This window comes from Streptomyces sp. ISL-87, assembly GCF_018614095.1.
Lineage (GTDB): Bacteria > Actinomycetota > Actinomycetes > Streptomycetales > Streptomycetaceae > Streptomyces.
In genome coordinates this window covers 1-23,412 of the sequence record NZ_JAGGOY010000019.1, presented here as the reverse complement: position 1 = coordinate 23,412, position 23,412 = coordinate 1, and the positions used below count along the sequence as shown (strand labels likewise).

The window sequence follows — 23,412 nt, the reverse complement described above, 5'->3', positions numbered from 1 at the left end:
GTCAGCACCAGTGACCTCCGGGCCACCTCTGCGGAAGGAGTGACGCGGTGATGTCCGACTTTATTGCGATGGTGGCGGAACAGGATCCGAAGCTGGCGGAGATCCTGGCCAAACGAATTGCCGACATACGGACGGCCGATGCTGCTCTTGTCAAGGCGGGGGAATTCGAGCTGGCCGAGCTTCACCAGAAGCGCCCGAAATCCATTTTTGGTTTGCGTAACGTCCACCCGATAAGCGAGTTCTTCGCCAAGCCTCCGTCACCCGATCCGGAACTCGTTGAACGCCGTGCACGCATCGGGCTTTCGGCTCGTTCGGTCATCGAGAGGATGGAGCGGCGGCACCATGAGTGAAATGACCATATCGGGACCCCAGCTTCTTCGCGTCAGCGACGGCCCCGTGGCGGTTCCGGGAAACTCGTCGAACTCGACGACGGAGCAAGAAGCCTTCGGCCTGTCCTCTGGTGGTTCGACGTACCTGACATGCGCGATCACAGTGAATGACCCCGGCGATGATGACCACGCGTATGGCGGCGTGGAGTCATCCTGGGCTTTCCTAGTGAAGTCCCCAGGACCCAGCCCCCTGATGTTGAGAGTTCGATTCGGGACGCTGAGTCTGCGAGCGTTCGGCAGTCGGCACAACGAGTGGGGTTGGTCGTCGCATGAAGTCTATGCCGGGCTGTATCCGTTCGCCCGGGTGCTGCATCCTGAAGTCCGAGATCTGACGCGAATCCACAAAGACCAGTCCTTGATTTCTGGAACATCGATCTTGGCCGGCAGAACGAGGCAAGCATGCGGAGATTGGTCGGCAACCACTCGGAGGACACCGGGCTCAACATGAATCGGTGGGACAGGACGCTCCTGGCGTTCCCCAACCCATTCACCTTCAGGTATGCACCCTCGAACGCCATCACTCAAGGCGAATTCGTCGCATTCATTGTGGGGTTCAGGCTCATGGTCTCGGCCCCCGAAGTGGATGACTACGACTTCCGGTTGAGCACGGAATCATCCGCCACCATCTCTTGGGTGAATCTGGAGTCGGTTGCGTAGGGCAGGGTGGACAATCCTCGCGATCCAGCGCTGATCGCGAAGTGATCAGCTACCAGGTCTTCAACACCGAGCGCCAGGGCTGGAGGAGGGGGTACGAGGCCACGCTCCGGTACTGGCAGCGCGAGCAGCATGGCGTAGTCACGCTGGCGGATCGAGCACGACTACCGCGAGTTGAAAACGGCACTGGGCCTGGACCACTTCGAAGGCCGCTCGTTCACCGGCTGGCACCGACACGTCACCCTCGTCACCCCAGCCCACCTGTTCCTCACCGAACAGCGGACCTGCGTCGCTGACGACGGCATGCTGCTGCGGTACCCCGTCCCGCGCCCCGACGCGGACACCCTTCCCACCAGCGGCCCGCGCTGGCCACTCCACTGGGACGGCAAGCCCGGCAGCGCCATGACCATCCACGTGCCGGAGCGAGGCCGGACCCTGCACTTCGCGCCCCTGCCCGTGGCCGGCGCGAGCGAACTGGCCCTGCACGCCATTACCGACCGCAACGACCACCGCATCACCTTCGAATACAGTCCCGAAGGACACCCGGCGCAGATCGTCCACTCCGGCGGCTACCGCATAGCCGTCGACACCGACCCGGCCAAGCTGCGCGTCACCGCGCTGCCCCTCCTGGTCCACAGCACGAGCGAGGACGGCGTGACGCTGGCCTCCTTCGGCTACGACGCGGCCGGTGACCTCACCGAGGCCGTCAACTCCACCGGCGAAGCACTGCGCTACACCTACGACGCCGAACACCGCATCACCGCATCACCGCATGGACCGACCGCAACGGAACGAAATTCGGCTACGTCTACGACCGCCACGGACGCGTACTCCGCACCGTCGGCTCGGGAGACATGATGACCGGCCGCCTCCACTACGACGACGCGGCGCGCACCACCGTCTACACCGACTCCCTCGGCAACCGGACCACGTACGTCTACAACGAGGCGTACAAGGTGGTCGCCGAGACCGACCCCCTCGGAAACACCACCCTCACCGAGTGGGACGAGGCCAACCGGCTACGTCTCTGCGTGACCGACCCGCTCGGCCACGCCACCCGCTACACGTGAGACGGCCTCGGTCATCTGACGCGCGTGGAACGCCCGGACGGCACGGCCGGGACAGCCGTGCCCCCGACGACCAGGTCCGGCATCACTCCGCACGTGAGACGGCCCACGACAGCGACGGTAATTTGAGGGGAGAGGAAGACGCCACCGGCGTCAGAATGGTCGACGAGGTGGAGCTGGAGCGCATCCGCCTGGACCTGCACGCCAAGCTCGGCGATCCCGAGGTCAAGCCCACACCGAAGGGAAATGTCGAGGTGTGGCAGCTTTCGGACGACCCGAAGGCGACCGTGACCTACCGCCCGTTCAGCAGATCCGGTGGAGCGACCATTGACTAAAATGACGTGGACCGCCTGGATATGAAACGATTCCATATTCCGCAGCACGGGAACTGAGCCATGGTGAACCAGGAAGCATATCGCCGGGAATTGGAATACCTCATCCAGTACGCGCACGACGACTGGCTCGGTTTCTCGGTCCTCAGCGGATCCGTGGGCAGCCTGCTCGGACGCGGCGCCTCGTTCGAGGAGCAGCTGGGGCTGCTCCTGCGGATCGTCGGCGACCTGTATGACGCCGGAGCGCGAGCGGGCGACCTTACGGAGTCGCCCCAGGAGCCGTTCCTGCCGTGGCGAGCTGAAAAGGCCGAGGTGTTGACGCGTATCGCGGCAGAGGTGAAGACGTCTTCCCGGCTGCCCGACTCCGGTGACGTCTGCTGGTTCACGGTGCCGTGACGCCGGCGGCGGCCGGTGTGCCCTGGCGGCGGCCATCTGCTGCTCCCGGCTGGCTATGTGTGGGGCGGGGCGCTGGGCTTCGGGTCAATGGCTCGCCCAGTCGATACCGAGGTAGCGCTGGTTCATGCACGGTGACCACGATGCCTTCGACGCCGGAGACGTCCGTCCAGGATTCCAGCCACTCCTGCGCCTTCGCCAGGTCTGTCGTCGTCGGACAGAGCATCCACCGGGCCGTCAGGCCGTGATCGGCGAATAGGGGCTCGAGCAGGGTGCGGCGCTCGCGGTAGGGGCGGTTCAGCTACTCCCTGAGTGAGGACGGGCTCTGAGAGCCAATCGGAGATCAACCGGGACTCGGCGGCCGATCGTCGATCTTGTTCCGGCGGTCGAGCGGGTGACTCGTCGTCCCAGTGGCGAGGCGGATCTTCCTCAGTCGTTGAGTAGCCGCCATGCGGTGAGGGCGAGCCTGGCCCGCATCAGTCCGGTGGGTTCGGTGAGTTCGATGCCCAGGGTTTTTGCGATCTGTTCGAGTCGGCGGGCGATGCTGCTGTGGTGCAGGTGGAGGAGGTCGGCGGCCCGGCGTAAGGAGCCTGTGGCGCAGTAGGTGTCCAGAGTCTCCAGATCATCTGGGTTGCCGGCGATTCGCGCGATGGCGGCCACATCGGCGTTGTCGCGTGCGGTGTCCTGCGGTATCTCGGCCAGGAGCGCCAGCGCGCCCAGGTCGGTGTAGCGGATGACGGGTTCGCGCGGGGTGGTGAAGCGGAGGGCGGCGCGGGCCTGCCGCCAGGATCGGTCGGGGCTTGCTGCGGTGCCGATGCCCGCGCGTACGCCTGCGGGGAACCGGGCCGGGTCGATGGCGGTGGCCAGGATGACGCCGACGTCGGCGAGCGGTGCCGCCTTCACCGGGCGGGCCGGGCAGAGCAGGCCCCCGATCCGGTCGAGCGGGAGCTGCGAGCGTACGGCGACGACGTGGACGGGCAGGTCGGCGGCGAATCCCAGGAGTCGTAGCGCCCGTGCTCGGGCCGCCTCGTCGCTGTCGGTGCTGATCGCGAGTTCGACGAGGGCGGGGTCGGCCATGGTGGTGCGGGCCGGGCCGTACCGCTCCACTGCTGCCCCGACGGCGATGGCGAGCCGGTCGAGGAGGACCTCGTCGAGCGGGTTGGGTGGGCCGGGGCGTTCCAGCCACACGGTGCCGATCTCCTCCTCGTCGAGGATGATCGGCACTGTGGTGGACGCGGTTGCCGGAGACGTGGACGCGGGTGCCTGAGGCGTGGACGCTTCCGTGCCGTCCGGTGAGATGCGGGTCGCCCGCCCCGCGCCGTGGATGCGTATCCCGGTGACGCATTCCGCCATGCCCGCCGAGGCGCGGGCGAGCGCGGGGAGATCCACCCGTCGGCGCATCAGCGTGTCGTAGAACGCGACGATGCGGAACGCGCCGTCGACGTGCGGATCCAGTCCCGACAGCCGTACGGCCAGTGCTTCCATGGCAGAAGGATAGAAGGACAGGGGTGCGCCAGTCGGCGCGCGATCGGCGTGGGATGCGCGACGGTTGGCGGATGACCCCCTTGGGGGACGGCCGTGAGGATGGTCGTCATGGATCCCGAACTCGAAGCATTCATCCCGTTCCTCCCCGAAAACGACCTGACCGACCCGGTGACCACGCGCAAGAACTTTGCCGCGCTGACCGGTTCGAGGCCGGCGCCGGACACCTCGCGCATGGAGATCGAGGACCGGACGGTGCCCGCCGATCCGGACGTGGCGGTGCGCATCTACCGTCCGCACCAGGCCCAGGGCGCCATCGTCTGGCTGCACGGCGGCGGATTCGTCTTCGGCGACCTGGACACCGAGCACCCGTGGGCCGCCCGGCTCGCCGAGGGCTCCGGCGCGGTGGTGATCTCGGTGGGCTACCGCCACTCCCCCGAGCACCGGTTCCCGGCCGCCCTGGACGACGCCTACGCCGTACTGACCTGGGCGGCCGAGCACGCGGCTGAACTCGGCATCGACCCGGCCCGTATCGCAGTCGGAGGGCACAGTGCCGGCGCGGGGCTCGCGGCCGCGGCGGCGCTGCGGGCGCGTGACGAGCAGGGGCCGGCGATCCGCTTCCAACTGCTCAACGAGCCCATGCTGGACGACCGGCAGGAGACGTGGTCGGCGCGGAACTTCACCGACACACCCTGGTTCAATCGCGACCGGATCGCCGCGTCGTGGCGGCACTACCTTGGCTCCCGGCCCGCCACGCCGTACGCCGCCCCGGCCCGGGCCGCCGACCTGTCCGGCCTGCCGCCGGCCTACATCGCTACTGCGGAGTTCTGTCCGAACCGCGACGAGGACATCACCTACGCCCTGCGCCTGCTGCAGGCGGGCGTGTCGGTCGAACTGCACCAGTGGCCCGGCACTTTCCACGGGTCGCTGGCGATCCTGTCCGCCGAGGTGTCACAGCGGCAGAACGCCGCACTCGTCACAGCCCTGCGCCACGCCCTGGCGGAGTGAGCCGTGGATGTCGAAAGGCACGGGGGAAAGCCCCCGTTGCACTCATTGATCATGAAAGAAGGACGGACGCCTTGAAGATCCGAATGGTGCTATGCGCAAGCGTGGCCGCGCTGAGTGTCTGTGCGAGCACGGTGGCGGCAGCTCCCGCTCACAACGGGGAACCGTCCCTGTCGGCCAGCAGTACGGGCCAGTCGACCCGGCGGACCGGCTTCGATCCCGCGGAGCTGCAGTCCGCGGTGGACGGTGTCCACCGCGCGGGGATTCCGGGGGTGTACGCCGAGGTGCGCGATGCCGGGCGGACATGGCGCGGCGCTTCCGGGGTCGCCGATGTCACGACCGGCCGTCCCGTCAGTCCGGACATGCGGCAGCGTGTCGGCAGCGTCACCAAGACCTTCACCGCCGCCGCGATCATGCAGCAGGTCGAGCAGGGCCGGATCCAGCTCGATGCGCCGATCGGCGGCTATCTGCCGCGGCTGGTGCCGGGAGAGCGCGGCAGGAAGATCACGGTTCGGATGCTACTCAACAACACCAGCGGTATCCCCGATTACATCCCCTATGCGTTCCCGTCCCTCCAGGGGTTCCCTTCTCGGCCGGACGTGTCGTCCGAGAGCCTGGACGACAACCGGTTCAGGCAGTTCCGCCCGGCCGAGCTGATCGAGATGGGGCTCGCGGCGCCTCCCACCGGCGAGCCCGGAGGTCCTACGGGGGTGTACTCCAACACCAATTACCTGCTCCTCGGCCAGCTCCTGGAGCAGGTGACCGGTACCACGGCCGAGAAGTACATCACCCGGAACGTCATCGAGCGTGCCGGGCTCCGCCACACGGAGTTCCCGGCCGGGCCGCGTATCAAGGGACCGCACTCGCAGATGTACGAGGCCCTGTACGGCTTGATCGACCCGCCGCGCGACTACAGCGTCTACAACATGTCCTGGACGGGGACCGGGGCCGCTCTGGTATCCACCATGGAGGACCTCAACCGCTTCTACGGCAAGCTGCTCGACGGCAAGATCGTCAACCCGTCATCGCTGGCTCAGATGCAGCGTACGATCCCGGTCCGCGCCCTGGACGGCACGACGATCCAATACGGCCTCGGCCTGCACAGGGTCGACATCCGGGGTTGCGGCACCTTCTGGGGCCACGACGGCACGGTCTGGGGGGCCGGAACGATGTCCCTGACCCGGGCCGACGGCAAGCGCCAGATGTCCGTCGCGATCAACCTCCAGAGGTGGAACAAGGTGGACTCCTCGGGGAAGCCGCAGCACCACCCCATCGACGACGCGCTGCCGGCGCTGTACCGGCAAGCGATGTGCGGCGACGGAAACGAAGGCGGAGTCTCGCACGCTCGCCAACCATAGGCTCCCTGGGGTGCTGTGTGCGTGGGGACCAGTTTGTTGCTGGTCACCGCCGGCAGAGCCACGGCATCGCCGAAATTCCGCGTGTAACGCGCCTCACCGCCACGCGGTATTGGCATGGCGCCCCGGGTTGGGGGGTGAACCGCCCCATCGAACCCGGGGCGATTCGCCCGCCACTGGCCACGAAGATCCATCTGCCGGACTCCACCTCGCTGCCATCCTCGTCTGGTCAGCGATGTGGTCCGAAGGAAACGGCCTAGCTGTTGCCCGACCTGAACAAGAAGTTCTCGACTGCGCGGAGATCGCGGTTCCAATACGTGACCCGGGGGTTGGATCCGACGTTGAGGAAGTCGATCTCGTCGGACAGCGAGATGTCGAGCATCGCCACATCTCTGTTGCTGTTGAGGGCACGGTCCTGGTAGCCGATGGACAACGCCTCCACGGCGACCGTTTTCTCGCTCCCTCGGAAGAGGAACAAGCCCGCGTACGCCCTCTCCTTCGGCCTGATCGTGGCGATGGCCTGCGGCTTGGACTCCATCGGACTGACCGGACCCTCGATGTCGGCGCCGAAGCCGACGTACGGATAGTGGTAGAGGGTGCAGGCCTTGTCGCTGGCGTTGATGGCCGTGATGAGGAGGTGCTGCCCCGAGTCCTGTCGCCAGAACGACGTGGCGATCGACAGGTCATTGTCGTTGCAGGCCGCGGTGGTGCTCTTGCCGCCACCGCCGGGGTTGCCCGAGCCGTTACCCGGACTCTGCGAGGCGCCTGTCGTGCCCCCGCCGCCGGGCTGGGCGGTGCCGGCCGTGCTCGGGGTCCCGGAGGGGGTGGGCGTAACGGTCGCACTCGGGGTGCCGGAGGTGGTGGGCTCTTGCCGTTGTCCGTGCCGCCGGACTCACAGGCCGTGGACGAGAGGAGCGCGGCGATTGCCGCGACCCCAAGGGCGTAGGTTTTCCAACTGTTGTGGACAGTGCGCATGGTGGCCCCCGTGTGCCTTCACATGGCTCGACTGGATTGGTCGGCCGTCCCCGGTTTATGCCCCTGCGAAATCGCTGAAGTCCCGTCCCTGGGGACCGTTACGGACTCAGGACGTGAAGGTAGCCATTCCGTTCGCCTGGCTATTGGGACAAGCCGGCTCGACCAATGGCGGCGGGGCCCGGCCACTCGCTATGACAGGACCGCAACACCATCTACCGCGCCGGATTCCTGAACCGCCATGGTGACAGCGGCCACTGACGGCGCATCGGCTGCGTGGACAAGGGCGGCGGTGCTCACCCCAGCCGTCGAGGTGGATGCAGTGAGGCTCTGGCGTGGTGCGGCCGGGCCGCCGACGACACCAACGGCCTCCGTACCCCAGGCCGCACCCGGTGCGTCACCACGTACGCCCAGCACGGCCGCCCGTCAACGTCGGGGCGGGACGGCTCGTACCCGCCGCCGAACGCGCCCTGCACGGGGCGCTGGCGGGCGCCGTGGCCGCACTCGGCGTCTCCGCCGCGTCAGAGAGCACTACGGCCGAGCACTAGGGTTGGGCCCTTGCGAAGACGTGAGACGGAGGGCACTTCTGTGAGCAGTGGCGCATCGCGTCCTACGGTCGGCGCCGTCGTCCTGACGATGAACGACCGGCCCGAGGACTTCCCCCAGGCGATGGCGTCGCTTCTCGCGCAGGAAGGCGTCGACCTGGACGTCATCGTTGTCGGCAATGGCTGCGTTCCGGAACAGGTCCCGGAGGGGGTACGCACCGTCACGCTCACGCAGAACGTGGGCATCCCCGAAGGCCGCAACGTCGGCGCCAGCGAAGCCAAAGGGGGCTACCTGTTCTTCTTCGACAACGACGCCCACCTGCCTGCCACAAACACGCTGGCCCGGCTCGTCGCCGAGTTCTCCCGCGACCCCCAGCTCGCGTACGCGCAGCCTCGCATCTGCGACCCCGTCACCGGCGCGACCCTCCGGCGCTGGGTACCGCGACTGCGTGCCTCCGACCCGACCCGCGCAGGTGTCGTCACAGTCATGGCCGAGGGTGTCGTCATGGTCCGCCGCGACCTTTACGACCGCGTCGGCGGCTGGCCCGGCAACTTCTTCCTCTTCCACGAGGGGGTGGAACTGGCCTGGAGACTGTGGGACCTCGGCGGCACCGGCCGGTACGTGCCCGACATCATCGTCCACCACCCCGCCACCGACCCCGCCCGGCACGAAACCTTCTACCGACTCAACGCCCGCAACCGCGTCTGGGTCGCCCGCCGCAACCTCCCACGCCCCCTCATCCCGCTCAACCTCGCCACCTGGACACTCGTCACCCTGTGGCGCATCCGCAGCCGCAAGGCCCTCCGTGTCACCCTCGCCGGATTCCGCGAAGGCCTCGCGGGCGGCCAGGGCCCCCGAAAGGCCATGTCCTGGCCCACGGTCCTCCGGCTCACCCGGGCCGGCAGGCCACCCATCTTCTGAACCAGACCCAGCCCGAGAAGCCACCAGAGCCGACGCACCCGGGCCCGGATACCGAGATCCGCGTCGTCAGCCACGGGATGCGCCGACGGGCCCCGGACGACTTCTACCAGCTGGCGCTGGAGCTCGCCGAGATCGAGGGGGTACGTACGGCAGCCAGGACGCCGAGGCTGCCGCCCAGGCTTACCGGATCATGGACGCGCGTCTGAACATGTGGGCTCCGGTCCGTGAGCCGGGTGTGCCGGGTGTGCCGGCCGAGTTCCCTCCGCCGGAGAGGACTTCTTCTCCGAGGAGGTGTCGTGGCTGCTGCGCGTCCTCGTGACCTACACGCGAACAGATCCCGCGATCGCGGCCGAAGTGCTGGAGGATTCCCACGCCTCCGCTTGACCAATCCGAATCCGTACGTCATCACAGGAGCAACTCATGACCACATCCGCCGGCCACGCGACGGCCACTGCCACTGCCACTGCCACTGCCACTGCCTCCGCCTCCGCCTCCGCCTCCGCCTCCGCCTCCGCAATCGTGAGGGACGAGCAGGGCCGCGTACTCATCGTCAACCCGGTCTACAAGGAGCGGTGGAACCTGCCCGGCGGCCACATCGAAGAGGGTGAGGTACCCACCGCAGCCCTCCGCCGTGAGCTCCGTGAGGAACTCGGACTGGACCTTGAGATCGGCGATCTCCTGGTCACCGCCTGGGTCACCAGGGCTGAGGGATCCCACGTCTTCTATGTCTTCGACGGCCCCCAGCTCGGCCCGCAGCAGCAACAGGCAATCAGTCTTCAGAAGTCGGAGATAGGGGAGATCCGGTTCTGCCTGCCCGAAGACATCTCCCCCAGCATGATTCCGCCGTTCGCGCTCGCCATCTGGCGAAAGGCCCTCGCAGCACGTGAGACGAAGCGGGCCGCCTACCTCGAACTGACCCTGTAAGCGCGCTATCGCGGCCGTCCCTGTCGACGGCCAGTCCGTCGTCGGCGGGGCGTCTGGCCGCCTGCTCGCCCGGCCGGGATGTCAGGGGGAGCCGCAGCTGCTGGCGCCCCCGGGGCAGGTGACGCTGTCGTTGGACATCGCACCCGCGATCATCAGCACCAGGACTACGAGTGCCAGAAGGATCAGGGGAACATGGTCCGATGCCCAACTGCCCCGGTCGGGTCGCAGTCGCGGCGGCCTTGAGGCGATCCCTTCCGGGGCCAACGGGCGGCCTTCGCTCTCGCCGCTGGCGTCATCCCCCGGGCCGTCCTGACCATCTGCCGCCATCGTGCCGCCCCTCGCCGCCGTGCTCCCCCTCATGACACGGCATCCGACCACACCCGTCAAGAACGCGGGGTCAACCAGCCAACCGGCCACCAACGACAGCGGAACCTGCTGGATGACCGGAAGTTCGTGGTAGCGGGCCGGTGCATGGGCGTGTCCGTGCGGATGATGCCGGCGCGGACCAGGGCGTCGCCGGGCTCGGTGTCCCGGCGCTGTTGCCGTAGTCGGACATCAGGTCGAGCAGCAGCTCGTAGCCGTCCAAGTCATCGTTGAGCCTTTTCGCGGGGCTCGGGCACGCCTACTTCCGTGATTGGGGGCAGCCCGCGTACGGGCTGCGTGTCGACCTCGAAGAAGTCGGGTTCATCGACTTCTCCCCCGATCCTGCGCGACGCGCCTACCGCCTGCCTGGCCTGAACCGGGCCCTCTCGCCCGGTGCCACCGATGACCGGGGCCGCGTCGTACGGTCGTCAGCCCGGCACGGACGCGACTGCGGCTGCTGCGGCGGCGGGTTCGGCCGGCGGGGCGGGGACGAGCCGCGAGGCCGTGACGTGGGAGACCACGACGGCGACGATCACGAGCGGCATCACGGTGACGCCGTCCTTCCCCAGCAGGAGCGTGGCGAGCAGTACGGACGTCATGGGCAGCCTGAGCAGGGCGACCGACATCGCTCCCATGCCCATGGCTGCGGCCGCGACGAACGGCAGGCCGGGCAGGTGCGAGAGCGCGACGCCGCCCGCCGCGCCGATGAACAGTGCCGGGAAGATCGGCCCGCCGCGGAACGCCGCCAGGCAGAGGCAGTAGGCCATGCCCTTGCAGACGACCAGCAGGGTGAGCGCGCCCCCGGTGTAGTCACCGGCGTGGAGGAGGAGGTCGGGGAGGGCGCTCTGGCCGGAGAAGAGCACCTGGGAGAAGGCGTTGCCGGTGCCCTCGGCATAGGCGATCGCGAGGCCCGCCACTGCGAGGCCGAACAGAGGGGTCCACACGAGGCGGCGGCTGTTTACGTGTGGCTGCAGCCACAGTGCGAGGCGTTGGATTCCGATGCCCGCCGCGGCGGCCGCGACGCCGATGACGAGCGCCCAGCCGAACTGTGCGACGTCCGGGCGGCCGGCGGCCGGCAGGCTCGGGATGACGAGCTGGCCGGCGCCGACTCCCGTCCAGGAGCCGAGCCCGGTGAAGACCAGCGAGCCGATGCCCGCGGCCAGCAGGCCGGGGAGCAGCGTGATGCCGAGCACGGGCCCGGCGAGTCCGGACGCCTCCATGAGCAGGAACGCGCCGAGCAGTGGCGAGCCCAGCAGCGCGCTGATCGCCGCGAAGCTGCCGGAGGCCGCGACCACGGCCTGGGTGGTGGCGTCGGAGCCCGGCCTGAGCAGCCGGAAGGCATACAGGGCGATGCCGCCGCCGAGTGCGATCAGCGGCGCCTCGGGGCCGATCACCGCGCCGAGGCCCAGGGAGGCCAACGCCGCGAGCAGGATGCCAGGTAGCTCGGCCGCGCTGGGCGCCCCCTTGGTGTTGAGCCCCTCGGCCGGCTGGTGGCCGCCGTTGCCCGGCAGGTACTGCACGGTCAGCGCGACCAGAAGGCCGGACAGCCCGAGGAGGGGCAGTGGCCACCACACAGGCGGTCCGTCGAATCCGAGCCCTTTCGGCAGGTCGTCGAAGAGGGCCTGCTGAATCTGTTCGACCGCTTGGAGGAAACCGTACGCACCGGCCGACAGAACGACCCCCAGCAGGGCGGCGACAACGAGGAGCATCAGGTAGCCCCTGGTGCGCAGCGGACCGAAGGGGTCGGAGTGCAGGGTGGCGGTCGCCGCGCGCTGCCGCGGCTCGTTCCGTTCCGGCGGGTTCGGCGACGTCAACGTGGCTCCTCGATGCCGTCCTTCGGATGGCTTCCGGCTCCGGGAATGACCGCCGCCGAGCGCGGGGTCCGGCCCTCGGCCCGATGATGGCAGCATCGCCGGCCGTTCCGCCGGATTCAGCCGTCCGCGAGGCCGGCCAATGGGGGCCCTTAGAGTGACGGCACGACTGCACCCAGGCCGAAACGGTCGTCAACCGGGTCCTCGTCCCAGCTCGGGACCGCCCCACCCGGCCCTGAGCGGGTGGTGGCCGACAAGGGCCGTGCAGGTAGAACGGCAGGTTGGGCACTCCTACGATGGTTAGGACGCCTTCGGGGGCTCAGCGACGTCTGCTCGACCCAGACGAAGGTGAGCAGCCCATGGGCACGTACCCGGGCGGGCCGATACCGCCAGGCGACCGTGCCCGCCGCGGCAGCTCTCCTGCTCGCCTCCCTGGGCGCGGGCCCACCCCCCGACCGCTCCATCACCTACCTACGGCATGGCCTCCTCTACAGCGCAGGCGATGGATCAGGCTCTGGCAGGCCGTGACGCCCGAACCGCGGTCGCAGTCGCCCGTAACCACTTCACCGCGTATGCAGCCGCCGTGCCCCAGCCGGTTGCGGTGGCCCTACGCCGGCCGTTCATACGGCTACTGAACGACCTGGACACCCCGAAGCCGCCCGCCTGAACACGCCGACGCTCCCAGCGCGCCACCAGGGCCCGGCCCAGTGGAGGATCACGTCCCGCATTCCCGCTTCATCGGTTCCCGCAACGGATCTGTCGGTGGCAGTGGCGGCGGTGGCGGTGGCGGTGGCGGTGGCGGTGGCGGTGGCTAATGTGATCTTGTGAGTTCTTCCCTGAGTGTCTTCCTGCTTGACCCCAAGGTCGCCCGCGGCTTCGTCGGTTCCTGTGACGACGAGTTGATCGAGGCCGTCCATGCGAACTTCCGCGACGAGATGGCGTCGGAGGACGACTGGTCCGCCTCCTCCATCGCGAACGGCGCCCCTACCGCCGCCGAGGCGCTGCACGCAGTGGTGTACGGCGGGCCTTTCGACGAGGACCGGCAGCATGCCTTCCAGTACGGCTATGCCTACAAACGCCTGTGCTCCCTCACCGGATCGTTCCTCGACAACTCCTGCTTCTGCCCGTTCCGGGGCGACTGGCTGGAGCTCGTCGACGAGGGGCTTGAGGCCTTGAGGATCAACGCTGTGTCGGTGGCGGAGTTCGGCCGATACCGCGGCCTGCCCGACCCCGTCCCGTCCTACGACCTTCCGCGCTGCGGCGAGTGGACGCACGACCGGTGTCTGGAGGCGCTGGCGCAGTTCGAGCAGGCCAAACGGGACGGCCACGCCCCGGCACTGGATCCCGAGGCTGGCTGCGCCAGACGCAGGCGCTCCCCGGCTTCGGGATCGTGGGCTTCGTCTCCTAAGGTCTGCCGTCAAACTGGTCGTGGATTGTGGATCACGGTGCGGTGACACCCGCGATGACTGTCCGATGCCGAGTGGGACCACGTCCAGGCGTCGCTGCCCCCGCCAGTGCTTGGGTGGCCACACCTGGATGAACGGACGGGTCCTGAACGCGATCGTGTGGAAGTTCAGGACCGGGTCTCCTAGGGACTGTCCCGTGATCATGTGACGGGGTCTTGGAGCCAGATGCGGATCGAGACGACGTCAACGGTGCCCTGGTAGGTGAGCTGGCGTTTGTCATAGCGGGTAGCGACGGCGCGGTGCTGGCGCAGGCGGTTGGTTGGGTAGGCCGCGCGACGAGGTGCCTGCCATGTGCAGGCCCTTTTCCGCGCGGCCCCCCTCCGAACCCGCCGTACGAGTTTCCCCGTAACGGGCTCTCCAGTGACCTATTTCGTGACGCTGCTGGTTGGCTTTCCTGAGTGGATCGTGTCATGGCAACCGATGCAGACAACCAGAGTCTTGCGCCGTTTCTTCACCATGGCCTGACGCCATTCAGTAGGCGGCTCACCCATGTCGAGGTCAGCGAGTTTACGGATGTGGTGCACCCGCACGTCTTCCGATGTCCCGCATAGCTCGCACTTCCCCTTCAAGAGCCGGGTAATCAGCTCTTTTCTGGGGTGGAGGTTGGCCACTTGACGGTCCGTGAGGACCGCTGCCTTCTGTCGCGTCAGTGAGATTCCGCCGAATCGTGCGACCAGTGGCTTCCTACCTGCGCTGCGGGGGACGCTGGCCTCGAAGCATGTGCGGGGCCCATGTGGTGTCTCGATCTTGGCCTTGTAGCGGGCCGCCATCTTGGACACCGTCGAGCGATGCTTCGCTGCCAGTGTCTTGAGCAACGAGGTTTCCATGGCCCAACGCAGCCGATGCAATCGGCATACGTTGCCGGCTAGGAGGTAGTACTGGACGATGCCCCGGTATTCGGCCCCGTAGACGTTGACGATTGTGTAGTCGTCGTGGTTCAGGAGTTGGGGCCGGTGCGCGGGTTTTCCGCGGCTAAGGTATAGGGCTGCCTTCTCTCGGATCACCTTTGCTGGCACACGTAAAGCAATCGAACCGTTAGCCGTCCTGCGGCCTCGGGTTGCCTGCCTGTCGTTGTGTTGCACGGTGATCTCGTATCCGAGGAACGATGCCGCACCCTTACGGGCATGGGTGATCAGTGTCTTCTCTGGTGATAATTCCAACTTGAGGTCTTCACGAAGGAATACCGCGAGACGCTGTTTGATCTCCTCGGCCTCAGATCTCGGCCCGATGAACCCAAGAAGGGTGTCATCGGCGTATCGCACATAGCGCAGTCTCCGGAATCCTGGATCGTTCGGATCCACGCTGGGGATACTGCGCTGCTGCTTGCGAAGTGACCGGACTTCGGCCCGGTCTCCGCGCCTGCGGGCGCGTGCGATCGCGTTGACCACCTCCAGGTAGGCAGGGTTGCGCGCCCTGCTTCGCCCTCGGGTGTAGTGCGGAATCAGAACCTTCTCGACAAATCTGTCCAGTCGGTGCAGGTAGATATTGGACAGCAGCGGAGAGAGCACTCCGCCTTGAGGTGCCCCGCTGAGCGTGGCACCCCAGGTCCAGTCCTCCATGTACCCGGCCTCAAGCATGTTGCGCACGAGCCGAAGAAACCGGCCATCGTGAATCCGTTCTGCCAGCGTCTCGATGACGACTCGATGGTCGATCGAACCGAAGCAGTCAGAGATATCGCCTTCGATGAACCAGGTCGTACCCGTCCAGGTATTGCCCACCTCCGTCAAGGCGGTGTGACAGCCCCTTTTGGGCCGGAACCCGTGGGAGCGGTCGGAGAACTGCGGCTCGAAGTATGCCTCCAGAAGGAGGCGCATCACCTCGCCGACGAGCTTGTCCGACCAGGTTGGCAGTCCAAGCGGCCGTGTCTTCCCATTCTTCTTGGGAATGTTGACTCGCTTGACTGGGCTGAACCGGTAGCGCTCGTGACGCATCGCATCGATGATGCGACCGATCTTGCCCAGTGACATGCCGTCCACGGTTTCTTGCGTGACTCCCGACGTCATCGCCCCTTTGTTGGAGTAGATGCGACCGTAAGCCACCAGGTACAACTGCGGATTGAACATTTGCCGATACAGCTCACTGCACGGCAGACCACGTCTGCCGCGCTCACGAAGGATGCCTAACACCGTGTCGGCACTCTGCATTTCGCATACCTCCCGGTCTTTTTCGCATCCAGTCACCTGTGCCCCTTCGCCCTGCGAGCGGCTTTCCTGCTCTCCTTGGTAGTTCGTTACTCCTACGACTACTACGGGCACTCCGTCACCTTAGGGTTCGCACCCCGTAGGCGATCCCACGTTCGTCCTTGTTGTACGTCATAGCGTGACGTAGGCGCCCCACTCATCTCCTTCAATGTCCTCACTGGACATCGCCCCATGTCTCGGAAGGTATGTCGGCCATGCATCAAAGCCGTCACAGGACATGGCATCGGTTTCAGTAGCCTTTCCGATGGATGCGAACTTTCATCGACTGGAGATTGGGGTTCAGGCAATCCAGCTTTCGCCTTATCACGCGGGCCCCTCAGCGCACCGTCCCTGGCAACTGAGCCCGGTCGCTGATTCTCTGGCATGCTCTGGTCCCCATCACCTTTCGGATCCAGGTGAGCCATCAGGCCCAGGAATATCCCTCCAATTCCTCCCGGCTGAGCCGGGGATACAACAAGGCGCCTCGTGGCGCACACGCAGCGTTCGACGGTGTTGCGGTCCTTGTAGGCATCCCGGTCGAAGACCTGGGGGCGTCCTCCTTGGGAGCCGCGGTTGCGCCGGTGGGCGGCCTGGTCCTTCTTGACGGGGATGACGGCCTTGACGTCGTGTCGGCGCAGGTAGCGGCGGTTGCGGCGGTTGCGGCGGGAGGAGTGTGCCTTGTCGGCCAGGACGCGGGCGGGTCGTTTGCGGGGGCGGCCGACGCCCCGGCGGCGGACGCGGATGAACTCCAGCAACGGCACGAACTGCAGGGAATCACCCCACTGGCCCGGTGTGAGGATCCGGGCGATCGGTCGGCACCGCCGGTCGGCGACCAGGTGCAGCTTGGTCGACAGGCCGCCCCGGGACCGGCCGAGCGCCTCACGGCACGTCACCCGTTCGTGATCAACGCGGTCCCCTTTGAAGGACTGTCGGCGGCCGGGGAGTGATGCGCCCCAGCCGCGTGCTGGTGAGCGCGCACCACCGTGGAATCGACGCTGACCGTCCAGTCCCCGCCCTCGGCCTCATCGCAGCCAGCGCGCAATCCGTCCAGGATCCGCTCCCAGGTCCCGTCCAGTGACCAGCGCCGATGCCGGTTGTAGACCGTCTTCCACTTCCCATAACACGCAGGCAGGTCACGCCACGCACACGACGTCCGCGTCCGCGTCCGGAAGAGCACCCCGTTGATCGCCCTCCGATGGTCGTTCCATCGCGCGCCCTGCACCGCGTTCACCGGCAGCAGCGGCTCCAGCAGCACCCACTCCCGATCGGTCAGAACATGTCGCTTCAGGCGATCTTCATCCACAAGGATGATCCACACCAACCCGCCCCCAAAGACCACGGGGCACGCTCTAGTGGAGACGGGCCAGCAAGTGGGCGTAGAGGAAGCCCCGCTGGGAGGCTGGGTCGTGGATCAGCCGGGCGAACGTGACGAGCCCGGCCCCGGCCAGCAACTCGGCGAACCGGTCCACCGGCCAGCTATAGGCGGGCGTCACCTTGTGGTCGAAGCGGACCGGCTCCGGTCCGTCGGTCGCGAAGAACGAGACCAGGAGCAGGCCCCCTGGTGCCAGGACACGCACCTGCTCGGCGAGCAGCGCGGGCAATTCCCCAGGCGCGGTATGGATCATCGAGTAGTGGGCCAGCACGCCGCCGAGCGCGCAGTCCTCGACCGGCAGGGCCTCCATCCGCGCCTCGTCGAACCGCAGCGCCGGATGGGCCCGCCGGGCGTGGTCAACCATGGCCGGGGAGAGGTCGAGTCCGAAGGCGTCCAGCCCCAGGTCGTGCAGCATGGCCGTCAGATGTCCGGGCCCGCACCCGACGTCGGCTGCCCGCGGGTTCCCCGTCCCGCGCACCAGCTCGGCGAAGGTGCTGACCATGGCCCGCGCGAACGGCTGCGTCTCCAGCCGATCAGCGAACATCGACGCATACAGCTCGACAATCCCGTCGTAGGCCGCCCTGGTCTCGTCCTGGTGCTCCACCACGGGAAAGAAGCTAACATCCGCGCACGTTCGCAGCCGTTCTCCGGCCCCGTGCCGACCCCCACCCGGGACTGACTTCCCGTCATATGCCACGGGGAAGGCCCTAGACTAGCCCACGCCCCACTTCCTGGCCGGCACCGGCGCCAGGCCCAGCGGCACTGCCGTCAAGGCTCGCGCCGCTTGCCGGTCGGAGCGCTCCGACCGGCAAGCGCCGCAGGGATCCTGAGCGCCTCCGTGACCAGGCCCGGGAGCAGGGCCTTACTGGGCCCGCTCCCCCATCGGCGCGCTTGATCGCGCTCAATGTCGCTGAGACCTGGTCAAGCTCATTGAGTGATTGGCCACGATCGCCATGTGCCGGCGTCGCCCGTGCCGCTCCACAGGGCCTCAGCGAGAGCGGTGTCCGTGTCCAGGGCGGGCGTGACCGTGCTGCCCTCCGACCCGGCGAGCGCCTCGCGCTGGACCGGTGCCAGGGCCGCGCCCCGGGGTCCGAGCGTGGCCGCTGCGTCCGGCGGCGTCCCTGAGTGCTCGGCCCCCGCCGTGTAGCTCCTGGTCGAGAAAACCCGCTCGTGGCTCGCCCGTGAGTTCGTACAGGATTTCGCCGCCAGGAGGGAATCCGTAAATTCGGCCGTTCCACGCAACTTCGCGACTGCACGGTCGTGTTCACCGGGCGGGCAGTCGGGGGCGACGGCCGCGATGGCCGTGGCTGCCTGGCCCGGGACCGGTATGCCACTGCGCGGCTAGGTCGGGGCTCTCGGTGGCGAGGTCGGCGTACTGGACGCGCCGGGAGCAGTAGTCCAGGCACCTGGTCGTCTCCCGCACGCGGTGGTGGATCCGGGCGCGGTAGTCGCTGCGGCATCCTGCGGACTGCCACCACACGATGCAGTGGGATCCGGCGGTGAGCTTCGCGGGGTCCAGTCCGGGTTGCGGGACGGGTGCCATTCCAAGGCGAGTGCGGCGTGGGCATGCTGGAGGCGGGGAACGGTCCGGCGCCGGGCGCACCGGGGGCAGCCGCTGCCGGAGAGGGCCCGGGGACGGCCCCATGGCGCACCTGTGTCTGCCATCGGTGGCCGCGGGGCAATTCCCGTGGAGTTTGGGCTTGTCGTTGGTCAGGATCCGGGCGGCGTCAATGCCGTCGTTTGCGTTCGGATCGAGTTGGGCCAGCGGGTCAGGCAGCTCCGCCAGGGGCGGGGGTGGGCTGGGAGTACGCCCCGGCCGCCGCTGCGGCGTACGCGGCGTGCTGGACGAAATACTCGGGCGCGCAGACTACCGACTCCCGCGGCAACTCCTCCGTCGACGGCGGGGAGATCACCTACGACGACTCGACGAACCTCGACGACGCCCTGTCGCATGCGGTGAAGTCGTGGAACCTCGGCACGATCAAAATCCGCAAGGACGACGCGACGAGCTACGCCGACGTCGAGTTCAAGGACACGAACCGCACGGACGGGCAGTGGCGCGACCTGTACGGCTACTGGGAGCACGGTCCGGGGACCGACGTGATCTGGCTGAACCTGGCGAATCTGACGACGACCGAGGCCAAGCGGAAGACGGCCGCGCACGAGCTGGGACACGCCCTCGGTTTCTGCCACAAGGACCCGTCGGAGTACGCCACGCTGATGGCACCGCACACCGGCGACATGGCGTCGGCACCGACGGCCAAGGACAAGAAGAATTACACGCTGCTGTGGGGATGATGACCGTGAAGAAGAAGACGTGGGCGCTGGCCGGGGCCGCGCTCGTCCTGGCCGCCGTCGGGCTGGGGGCCGCGAAGGTCGCACTGGAGCCGGGCCTTCCGCCGACGTCGTCGGCGGATGTCGGCTACCGGGCCACCGACGACCGCGAGGTCGCCGGCCACGCCGATGAGCTGGTGTGGGCGCAGATCACGGGCAGCAGCGAGCACGCCCCGCTGTTCGGCGGCGGACCGGTCCGTGTCGAGTACCGAGCTGAGGTGCGGAAGGCGTTCAAGGGGTCGCCGCCGGCCTCGGTGACGGTGAGCGTCGTGTACGGGGACGGGGACCGGACGCGGATGGCCAAAGACCGGTCCTACGTGATCGCGGTAGCGCGTGGCACGGAGGACGGGGAGCGCTGGATGCTGCCGGGCAGTGTCCACGTGGAAACGCCGTCGCTGGACGCCGTGGACTCCCGGCAGGGCGAGCACAATGCGTCCCTGCGCGAGGCAGCACCGGCCAACCAGGGCGACCGGTGGGCACAGGCCGTGGCCCGGCAGATCGGACACTGACCGGTTCGGGCTTTCCAATGAGGGGCCCGAATCTAGAACTCTCGCGGGTCAGGCCGCTCACCTATGGCCGATCGGCCGACCGTCCGGACCCTCACCCTGCGAGGCAACCACACGGCGAGTCTGCCTCGCCCCGCGTGCAGCGGGTTCGAAGACCTCTGGGACCGAGACGGCGTTCAGCTGTAGTACGGCTCCAGCGGCCGAAGCGCGCCATCTGCTCACGCGCGGCGTCCTCGTTCAGGCCGGGGGCGGCCGCGGCCTGCTCGGCACTCAGCTTGACGATTAACCTCGCAACGCCCGTTTCGAACCGGATCAGCTTCGACGGCCGAAGCCCGTCGGTGACCCGGGCGAGCGGCGAGACCTTCGCACCGCTGCCGCCCAGCCCGCGCGTTTCCCCGGCGGCTTCCCTCTCCCGCTCCACCACCCCGACGGCGCCCGCCGTCCTCTGCCGCGCCAGCCGGGACGGCTCCGGCCGAGGCGGCGGTGCCGACGCAACGCCGGGCGCAGGGGCCGCCGGCCCGGCGCTCGGGGCCGTCAGCAATGTGGTGCGGCGAGCGAGACCATCTGGTGCATGACGGCCACAGGGACGGCCGGGTTGCGTGCGGCGTCCCGGGCCGTGTCGGCGTCGCGGAGCAAGGACACCAGCACGGCCACCGGCAGGTTCGGGTGTTGCCGGGCCGGACGGTGGACCTTCCAGTGGCCGTCGCCCACCAGCCGGGCGGCGGCCCCAGGCGACAGGCGTGGGTCCTCAGCGGCACGCGCACGGACGGCGAACTCCGGGTCGTGGCTGAACTGCTCCACGAGGGCCGGCGTCGATTCCGGATCGTCGAGCGCGAGGAGCCGCATACGAGGCCGGCCGTCGCCCGCGAAGCGGAGCAGGCCCTCGCTCGGGAAACGGGGGTGGTTGCGGGGGCGGCCGGGGAACGAAAGGCTGCCGGGCCACCAGCTCCACACGCTGAGCAGGAGCTCCGGCGGGGCATCGTCGCAAGACTCAGCAAGGAAGAGGTGAACGACGCGGTCCTCGTCGCGGGCGAGGATCTCCGCGACGTCCGCCGGAAGACGCGGTGCGCGGGCCACGCTGCGGCGGATCCACAGGTTCGGCGACGAGGCAAGCTGCCGCATGGCGTCCGGGTTGTCGTGCAGGGCACCCACCCACCACAGGGCCATCGTGCGGTGACCCGGATCGATCTCCGGGACCGTGCTGGCCAGTGCGGCGATCTCATCCGGCGTCGCTGGGGGCCGGGCGTCGGCGTGCGGCGCCTCGTGAACACCCCTGCGCCGCCCCCGTCCGATGCTCCCCCGACGCGCGAGGTCTTCCGCCGCGATCTCCGTCAGGGCTCCATGGAGCGGCAGATCCGCGGTGGCGGCCAAGAGCCGGTCCCACTGCGCGGGCGAGAGGCGTCCACTGTCTGCAGCCGCTCCCCACACACGCTTGGCCGGGTGGACGACCGCCGCGTCGAGAACACCTGCGGGCAGATCGTTGCGGAACAGGAAGTCGGCCCGGCCGGCGGCGATGATGGCGAGCAACACCTCCGTCGGGGCAGCCCGGTTGAGGCCCAGCCCCCGCAGCCACTCCTCGGCCAGACGCGGGATGACGTCCAGGCCCTCGAACGGCGCGGCCCAGTCGCCGGTGTCCTTGTCCGCGTACTGTCGTGTATCCATTGGCGCAGCTTAGGGGGCGATCAGGGGGCGGCGGTCATAGCCCGCGTTGCGGGCTCAGCCCGGGCGACGGCCCTTAGGGGGAGAGAGAAGGCATGGCCGCAGCTAGAGATCTTTAACGGCGGGGGTTTCGAGGTCTGAGGTCGAGTCCGGTCTTGGCGATGCAGGTGTCGTCATGGTTCGCTCCGCTGACGGGCGTCCGGAGTTGGCGCTGCGTCGTCAGGCACTGGGAGTGCCCCGCTCGGCTCAGGTGAACGCGCGTGCGGCTCGTCGAGATCGCTACTGGGCCGGACTCCGTACCCTCTGAAAGGGAGCTCAGCATGCCAATTCGTCGCGGGCTTCGATATGCCGGGGATGACCGAGGGCCCAATACGATGAGCAGAGCGCAGAGAAGGTGTCCGGTCGGTCTGGCCAGCCTCAAGCAGTTCGCCGAGGCCGTCGGCCCCGAGCGCCAGCGCCAGATCGCAAAGGTCGCCAAGTCCGGCGACCAGCGCCGCGCCGGTGAACCGTTTCCGTTCGGCGAATAGGCGTAAGACGATAAAGCGCCCACCGATCAGCCGCTCGCTGCATACTAACGACCTTGGGGGCAATGCGGGGCGGGTCCGGCCGTGACATGAGAAGGGCCGTACGGGTTGGGTGAGTTGTGAAGCTGACCTGGGCCCGCACGGCCTGCTCCCATCCTGCCCTGTCCGGGGTCTCTCGCGCACATTTCGGCGAGTTGCTCGAAGAACTCGCACCCCGATGGGCGGCTCTCCGTGAGTCCGCGCTGCGCGAGCGGCGCGGAGGGGATCGTCAGCGGGCGGCGGGTGCGGGGCGTAAGCAGCGACTGGTCTTCACTGACCGGCTGCTGGCCACCCTGGTCCATCTGCGCCTCGGGCTGCCCCACGCGGCCCTGGCCGAGCTGTTCGAGGTCGACCGCTCGACCGTCTCCACCGCGATTCGCGAGGTCCGGCGCTTGCTCGCGGCCCGCGGCTTTGCTGTCCCCGACCGCCCCGGACTGCGTATCCGCACCCTGGAAGATCTGTTTGCCTACGCCCAGGCCGAAGCGGTCGAGATCCGTCTCGACGGCACAGAAGTCCAGGTCAGACGCCCTCACGCGGGACGCCCTGGACGCAAAGCGTTCATCTCCGGCAAGAAGAGACAGAACACGATCAAGACGACCACATTCAGCGACCACCAGGGCCGCACCCTGTTCTCCGGTGTGGTGCGGCCCGGGCGGATGCACGACCAGACCGCCGTGCGCACCGAAGGTATCGCCGAGCAGTTCCGCCTGCACCCCACGGTGAAAGCCGAGGTCGACTCCGGATATCAGGGCCTGGCCAAAGAGTTTCCTGACCAGGTCAGCGCCCCGCCGAAGAAGCCAGGCGACGACGCGTGCGAGGGCGACAAGCGTGCCTGGCGCGAGCTTCGCCGCCGGCAGTCCTCGGCGCGGATCTGCGTAGAGCACACGAACGCCGAGTACAAGCAGTGGCATCCGCTCCAGCGATACACCGGGCGTCGCGAGGACTACGACGAGACCCACCGGGCGATCGCGTCCCTCGTCTCGGACCGCTCCGCCCGCAGGCCAACCCGCCGCCGGACGAGCACCGAACTGGTCCTCGTCCGCACGACGACCTGCTGATCACCCACCAGCCGAACCGCCAGGCCAACACGTCCCGACCTCAATTGCCCCCAAGGTCGT

At 68.1% G+C, this 23,412-nt stretch carries 22 protein-coding genes and 3 pseudogenes; 16 read left to right on the top strand and 9 right to left on the bottom strand.

All coding sequences use genetic code 11. The features are described from left to right. The first annotated feature begins 47 nt into the window (after positions 1-47). From J7I97_RS07440 to J7I97_RS07420, 6 genes and pseudogenes are all read left to right on the top strand, one after another. Complete coding sequence (locus J7I97_RS07440) at positions 48-350, top strand: hypothetical protein (RefSeq protein WP_214931901.1); 303 nt, start codon at positions 48-50, stop codon at positions 348-350. An 837-nt stretch (positions 351-1,187) separates the two neighbouring features. Next, a pseudogene (locus tag J7I97_RS07435) lies at positions 1,188-1,325 on the top strand (IS701 family transposase); the annotation flags it as partial. 21 nt (positions 1,326-1,346) lie between these two features. Further along, positions 1,347-1,766 (top strand): annotated as a pseudogene (locus J7I97_RS39840) (type IV secretion protein Rhs); the annotation flags it as partial. Positions 1,767-1,897: 131 nt separating this feature from the next. Then, positions 1,898-2,113: a hypothetical protein gene (locus tag J7I97_RS39835; protein ID WP_308369365.1), complete on the top strand. Its 216-nt coding sequence runs from the start codon at positions 1,898-1,900 to the stop codon at positions 2,111-2,113. A 155-nt stretch (positions 2,114-2,268) separates the two neighbouring features. Further along, complete coding sequence (locus J7I97_RS07425; protein ID WP_214931899.1) at positions 2,269-2,445, top strand: hypothetical protein; 177 nt, start codon at positions 2,269-2,271, stop codon at positions 2,443-2,445. Between the two features lie 60 nt (positions 2,446-2,505). Then, positions 2,506-2,838 carry a hypothetical protein gene (locus J7I97_RS07420; protein WP_214931897.1) on the top strand — a complete coding sequence of 111 codons (333 nt, stop codon included), beginning with the start codon at positions 2,506-2,508 and terminating at the stop codon, positions 2,836-2,838. A 426-nt stretch (positions 2,839-3,264) separates the two neighbouring features. On the opposite strand, the gene J7I97_RS07415 is transcribed toward J7I97_RS07420, so the two are convergent. Beyond that, the gene (locus J7I97_RS07415; RefSeq protein WP_214931895.1) at positions 3,265-4,320 is read right to left on the bottom strand and encodes a CdaR family transcriptional regulator; all 1,056 of its coding nucleotides are present in this window, start codon (positions 4,318-4,320) and stop codon (positions 3,265-3,267) included. Between the two features lie 108 nt (positions 4,321-4,428). Here J7I97_RS07415 and J7I97_RS07410 point away from each other — a divergent pair, with 108 nt between their 5' ends. Together J7I97_RS07410 and J7I97_RS07405 are read left to right on the top strand one after the other, a co-directional pair. Beyond that, positions 4,429-5,325, top strand: a complete 897-nt coding sequence (locus tag J7I97_RS07410) for an alpha/beta hydrolase (RefSeq protein ID WP_214931893.1) — start codon at positions 4,429-4,431, stop codon at positions 5,323-5,325. 101 nt (positions 5,326-5,426) lie between these two features. After that, positions 5,427-6,680 (top strand): serine hydrolase domain-containing protein, encoded by a 1,254-nt coding sequence (locus tag J7I97_RS07405; RefSeq protein ID WP_308369366.1) that lies wholly within the window; start codon positions 5,427-5,429, stop codon positions 6,678-6,680. A gap of 253 nt (positions 6,681-6,933) precedes the next feature. On the opposite strand, the pseudogene J7I97_RS07400 reads toward J7I97_RS07405, so the two are convergent. Continuing rightward, a pseudogene (locus J7I97_RS07400) lies at positions 6,934-7,362 on the bottom strand (DUF4232 domain-containing protein); the annotation flags it as partial. 679 nt (positions 7,363-8,041) lie between these two features. Between J7I97_RS07400 and J7I97_RS07395 the strand changes: the two are divergent. The 3 genes from J7I97_RS07395 (at position 8,042) to J7I97_RS07385 (ending at position 10,040) form a co-directional block, all read left to right on the top strand. Continuing rightward, positions 8,042-8,197 (top strand): hypothetical protein, encoded by a 156-nt coding sequence (locus J7I97_RS07395; RefSeq protein ID WP_214931891.1) that lies wholly within the window; start codon positions 8,042-8,044, stop codon positions 8,195-8,197. 40 nt (positions 8,198-8,237) lie between these two features. Then, a complete protein-coding gene (locus J7I97_RS07390) occupies positions 8,238-9,116 on the top strand; it encodes a glycosyltransferase family 2 protein (RefSeq protein WP_214931889.1) in 879 nt (292 codons plus the stop codon). 420 nt (positions 9,117-9,536) lie between these two features. Beyond that, positions 9,537-10,040: an NUDIX hydrolase gene (locus J7I97_RS07385; protein ID WP_214931887.1), complete on the top strand. Its 504-nt coding sequence runs from the start codon at positions 9,537-9,539 to the stop codon at positions 10,038-10,040. A gap of 791 nt (positions 10,041-10,831) precedes the next feature. On the opposite strand, the gene J7I97_RS07380 is transcribed toward J7I97_RS07385, so the two are convergent. Continuing rightward, the gene (locus tag J7I97_RS07380) at positions 10,832-12,217 is read right to left on the bottom strand and encodes a chloride channel protein (RefSeq protein ID WP_374195444.1); all 1,386 of its coding nucleotides are present in this window, start codon (positions 12,215-12,217) and stop codon (positions 10,832-10,834) included. 821 nt (positions 12,218-13,038) lie between these two features. Here J7I97_RS07380 and J7I97_RS07375 point away from each other — a divergent pair. Beyond that, a complete protein-coding gene (locus tag J7I97_RS07375) occupies positions 13,039-13,668 on the top strand; it encodes a hypothetical protein (RefSeq protein WP_251058572.1) in 630 nt (209 codons plus the stop codon). 377 nt (positions 13,669-14,045) lie between these two features. On the opposite strand, the gene J7I97_RS07370 is transcribed toward J7I97_RS07375, so the two are convergent. From J7I97_RS07370 to J7I97_RS07350, 5 genes are all read right to left on the bottom strand, one after another. Next, positions 14,046-15,824, bottom strand: a complete 1,779-nt coding sequence (locus J7I97_RS07370) for a reverse transcriptase/maturase family protein (RefSeq protein ID WP_214931882.1) — start codon at positions 15,822-15,824, stop codon at positions 14,046-14,048. A 101-nt stretch (positions 15,825-15,925) separates the two neighbouring features. Further along, a complete protein-coding gene (locus tag J7I97_RS40180; RefSeq protein WP_214931880.1) occupies positions 15,926-16,753 on the bottom strand; it encodes a transposase in 828 nt (275 codons plus the stop codon). After that, positions 16,750-17,178 carry an IS5 family transposase gene (locus tag J7I97_RS07360; protein WP_214931878.1) on the bottom strand — a complete coding sequence of 143 codons (429 nt, stop codon included), beginning with the start codon at positions 17,176-17,178 and terminating at the stop codon, positions 16,750-16,752. The genes J7I97_RS40180 and J7I97_RS07360 overlap by 4 nt, the downstream gene beginning before the upstream one ends. Positions 17,179-17,209: 31 nt before the next feature. Further along, complete coding sequence (locus J7I97_RS07355; RefSeq protein WP_214931876.1) at positions 17,210-17,839, bottom strand: class I SAM-dependent methyltransferase; 630 nt, start codon at positions 17,837-17,839, stop codon at positions 17,210-17,212. Between the two features lie 657 nt (positions 17,840-18,496). Continuing rightward, complete coding sequence (locus J7I97_RS07350) at positions 18,497-18,775, bottom strand: zinc-ribbon domain-containing protein (RefSeq protein ID WP_214931875.1); 279 nt, start codon at positions 18,773-18,775, stop codon at positions 18,497-18,499. A gap of 251 nt (positions 18,776-19,026) precedes the next feature. Here J7I97_RS07350 and J7I97_RS07345 point away from each other — a divergent pair, with 251 nt between their 5' ends. Beyond that, positions 19,027-19,530: a hypothetical protein gene (locus J7I97_RS07345; RefSeq protein ID WP_214931873.1), complete on the top strand. Its 504-nt coding sequence runs from the start codon at positions 19,027-19,029 to the stop codon at positions 19,528-19,530. Between the two features lie 5 nt (positions 19,531-19,535). Further along, positions 19,536-20,075, top strand: coding sequence for a hypothetical protein (locus J7I97_RS07340; protein WP_214931871.1), 540 nt, complete (start codon positions 19,536-19,538; stop codon positions 20,073-20,075). Positions 20,076-20,606: 531 nt separating this feature from the next. Here the strand turns inward: J7I97_RS07340 and J7I97_RS07335 are convergent. After that, positions 20,607-21,734, bottom strand: a complete 1,128-nt coding sequence (locus J7I97_RS07335; RefSeq protein WP_214931869.1) for a hypothetical protein — start codon at positions 21,732-21,734, stop codon at positions 20,607-20,609. Positions 21,735-22,105: 371 nt separating this feature from the next. Between J7I97_RS07335 and J7I97_RS07330 the strand changes: the two genes are divergently transcribed. Beyond that, entirely contained in the window at positions 22,106-22,258 is a 153-nt protein-coding gene (locus J7I97_RS07330; protein WP_214931867.1) for a hypothetical protein, read from the top strand. A 191-nt stretch (positions 22,259-22,449) separates the two neighbouring features. Beyond that, on the top strand, positions 22,450-23,352 hold the full coding sequence (locus tag J7I97_RS07325) for a transposase (RefSeq protein WP_251058570.1): 903 nt from the start codon (positions 22,450-22,452) through the stop codon (positions 23,350-23,352). Positions 23,353-23,412: the final 60 nt, after the last annotated feature.

Bases quoted from the DNA above. Each gene is read 5' to 3' on its own strand.
- J7I97_RS07370 (WP_214931882.1), bottom strand. From the start codon at position 15,824: ATGCAGAGTGCCGACACGGTGTTAGGCATCCTTCGTGAGCGCGGCAGA.
- J7I97_RS07350 (WP_214931875.1), bottom strand. From the start codon at position 18,775: ATGGCACCCGTCCCGCAACCCGGACTGGACCCCGCGAAGCTCACCGCC.
- J7I97_RS07385 (WP_214931887.1), top strand. From the start codon at position 9,537: ATGACCACATCCGCCGGCCACGCGACGGCCACTGCCACTGCCACTGCC.
- J7I97_RS07425 (WP_214931899.1), top strand. From the start codon at position 2,269: ATGGTCGACGAGGTGGAGCTGGAGCGCATCCGCCTGGACCTGCACGCC.
- J7I97_RS07330 (WP_214931867.1), top strand. From the start codon at position 22,106: ATGAGCAGAGCGCAGAGAAGGTGTCCGGTCGGTCTGGCCAGCCTCAAG.
- J7I97_RS07415 (WP_214931895.1), bottom strand. From the start codon at position 4,320: ATGGAAGCACTGGCCGTACGGCTGTCGGGACTGGATCCGCACGTCGAC.
- J7I97_RS39835 (WP_308369365.1), top strand. From the start codon at position 1,898: ATGATGACCGGCCGCCTCCACTACGACGACGCGGCGCGCACCACCGTC.
- J7I97_RS07420 (WP_214931897.1), top strand. From the start codon at position 2,506: ATGGTGAACCAGGAAGCATATCGCCGGGAATTGGAATACCTCATCCAG.
- J7I97_RS07410 (WP_214931893.1), top strand. From the start codon at position 4,429: ATGGATCCCGAACTCGAAGCATTCATCCCGTTCCTCCCCGAAAACGAC.
- J7I97_RS07335 (WP_214931869.1), bottom strand. From the start codon at position 21,734: ATGGATACACGACAGTACGCGGACAAGGACACCGGCGACTGGGCCGCG.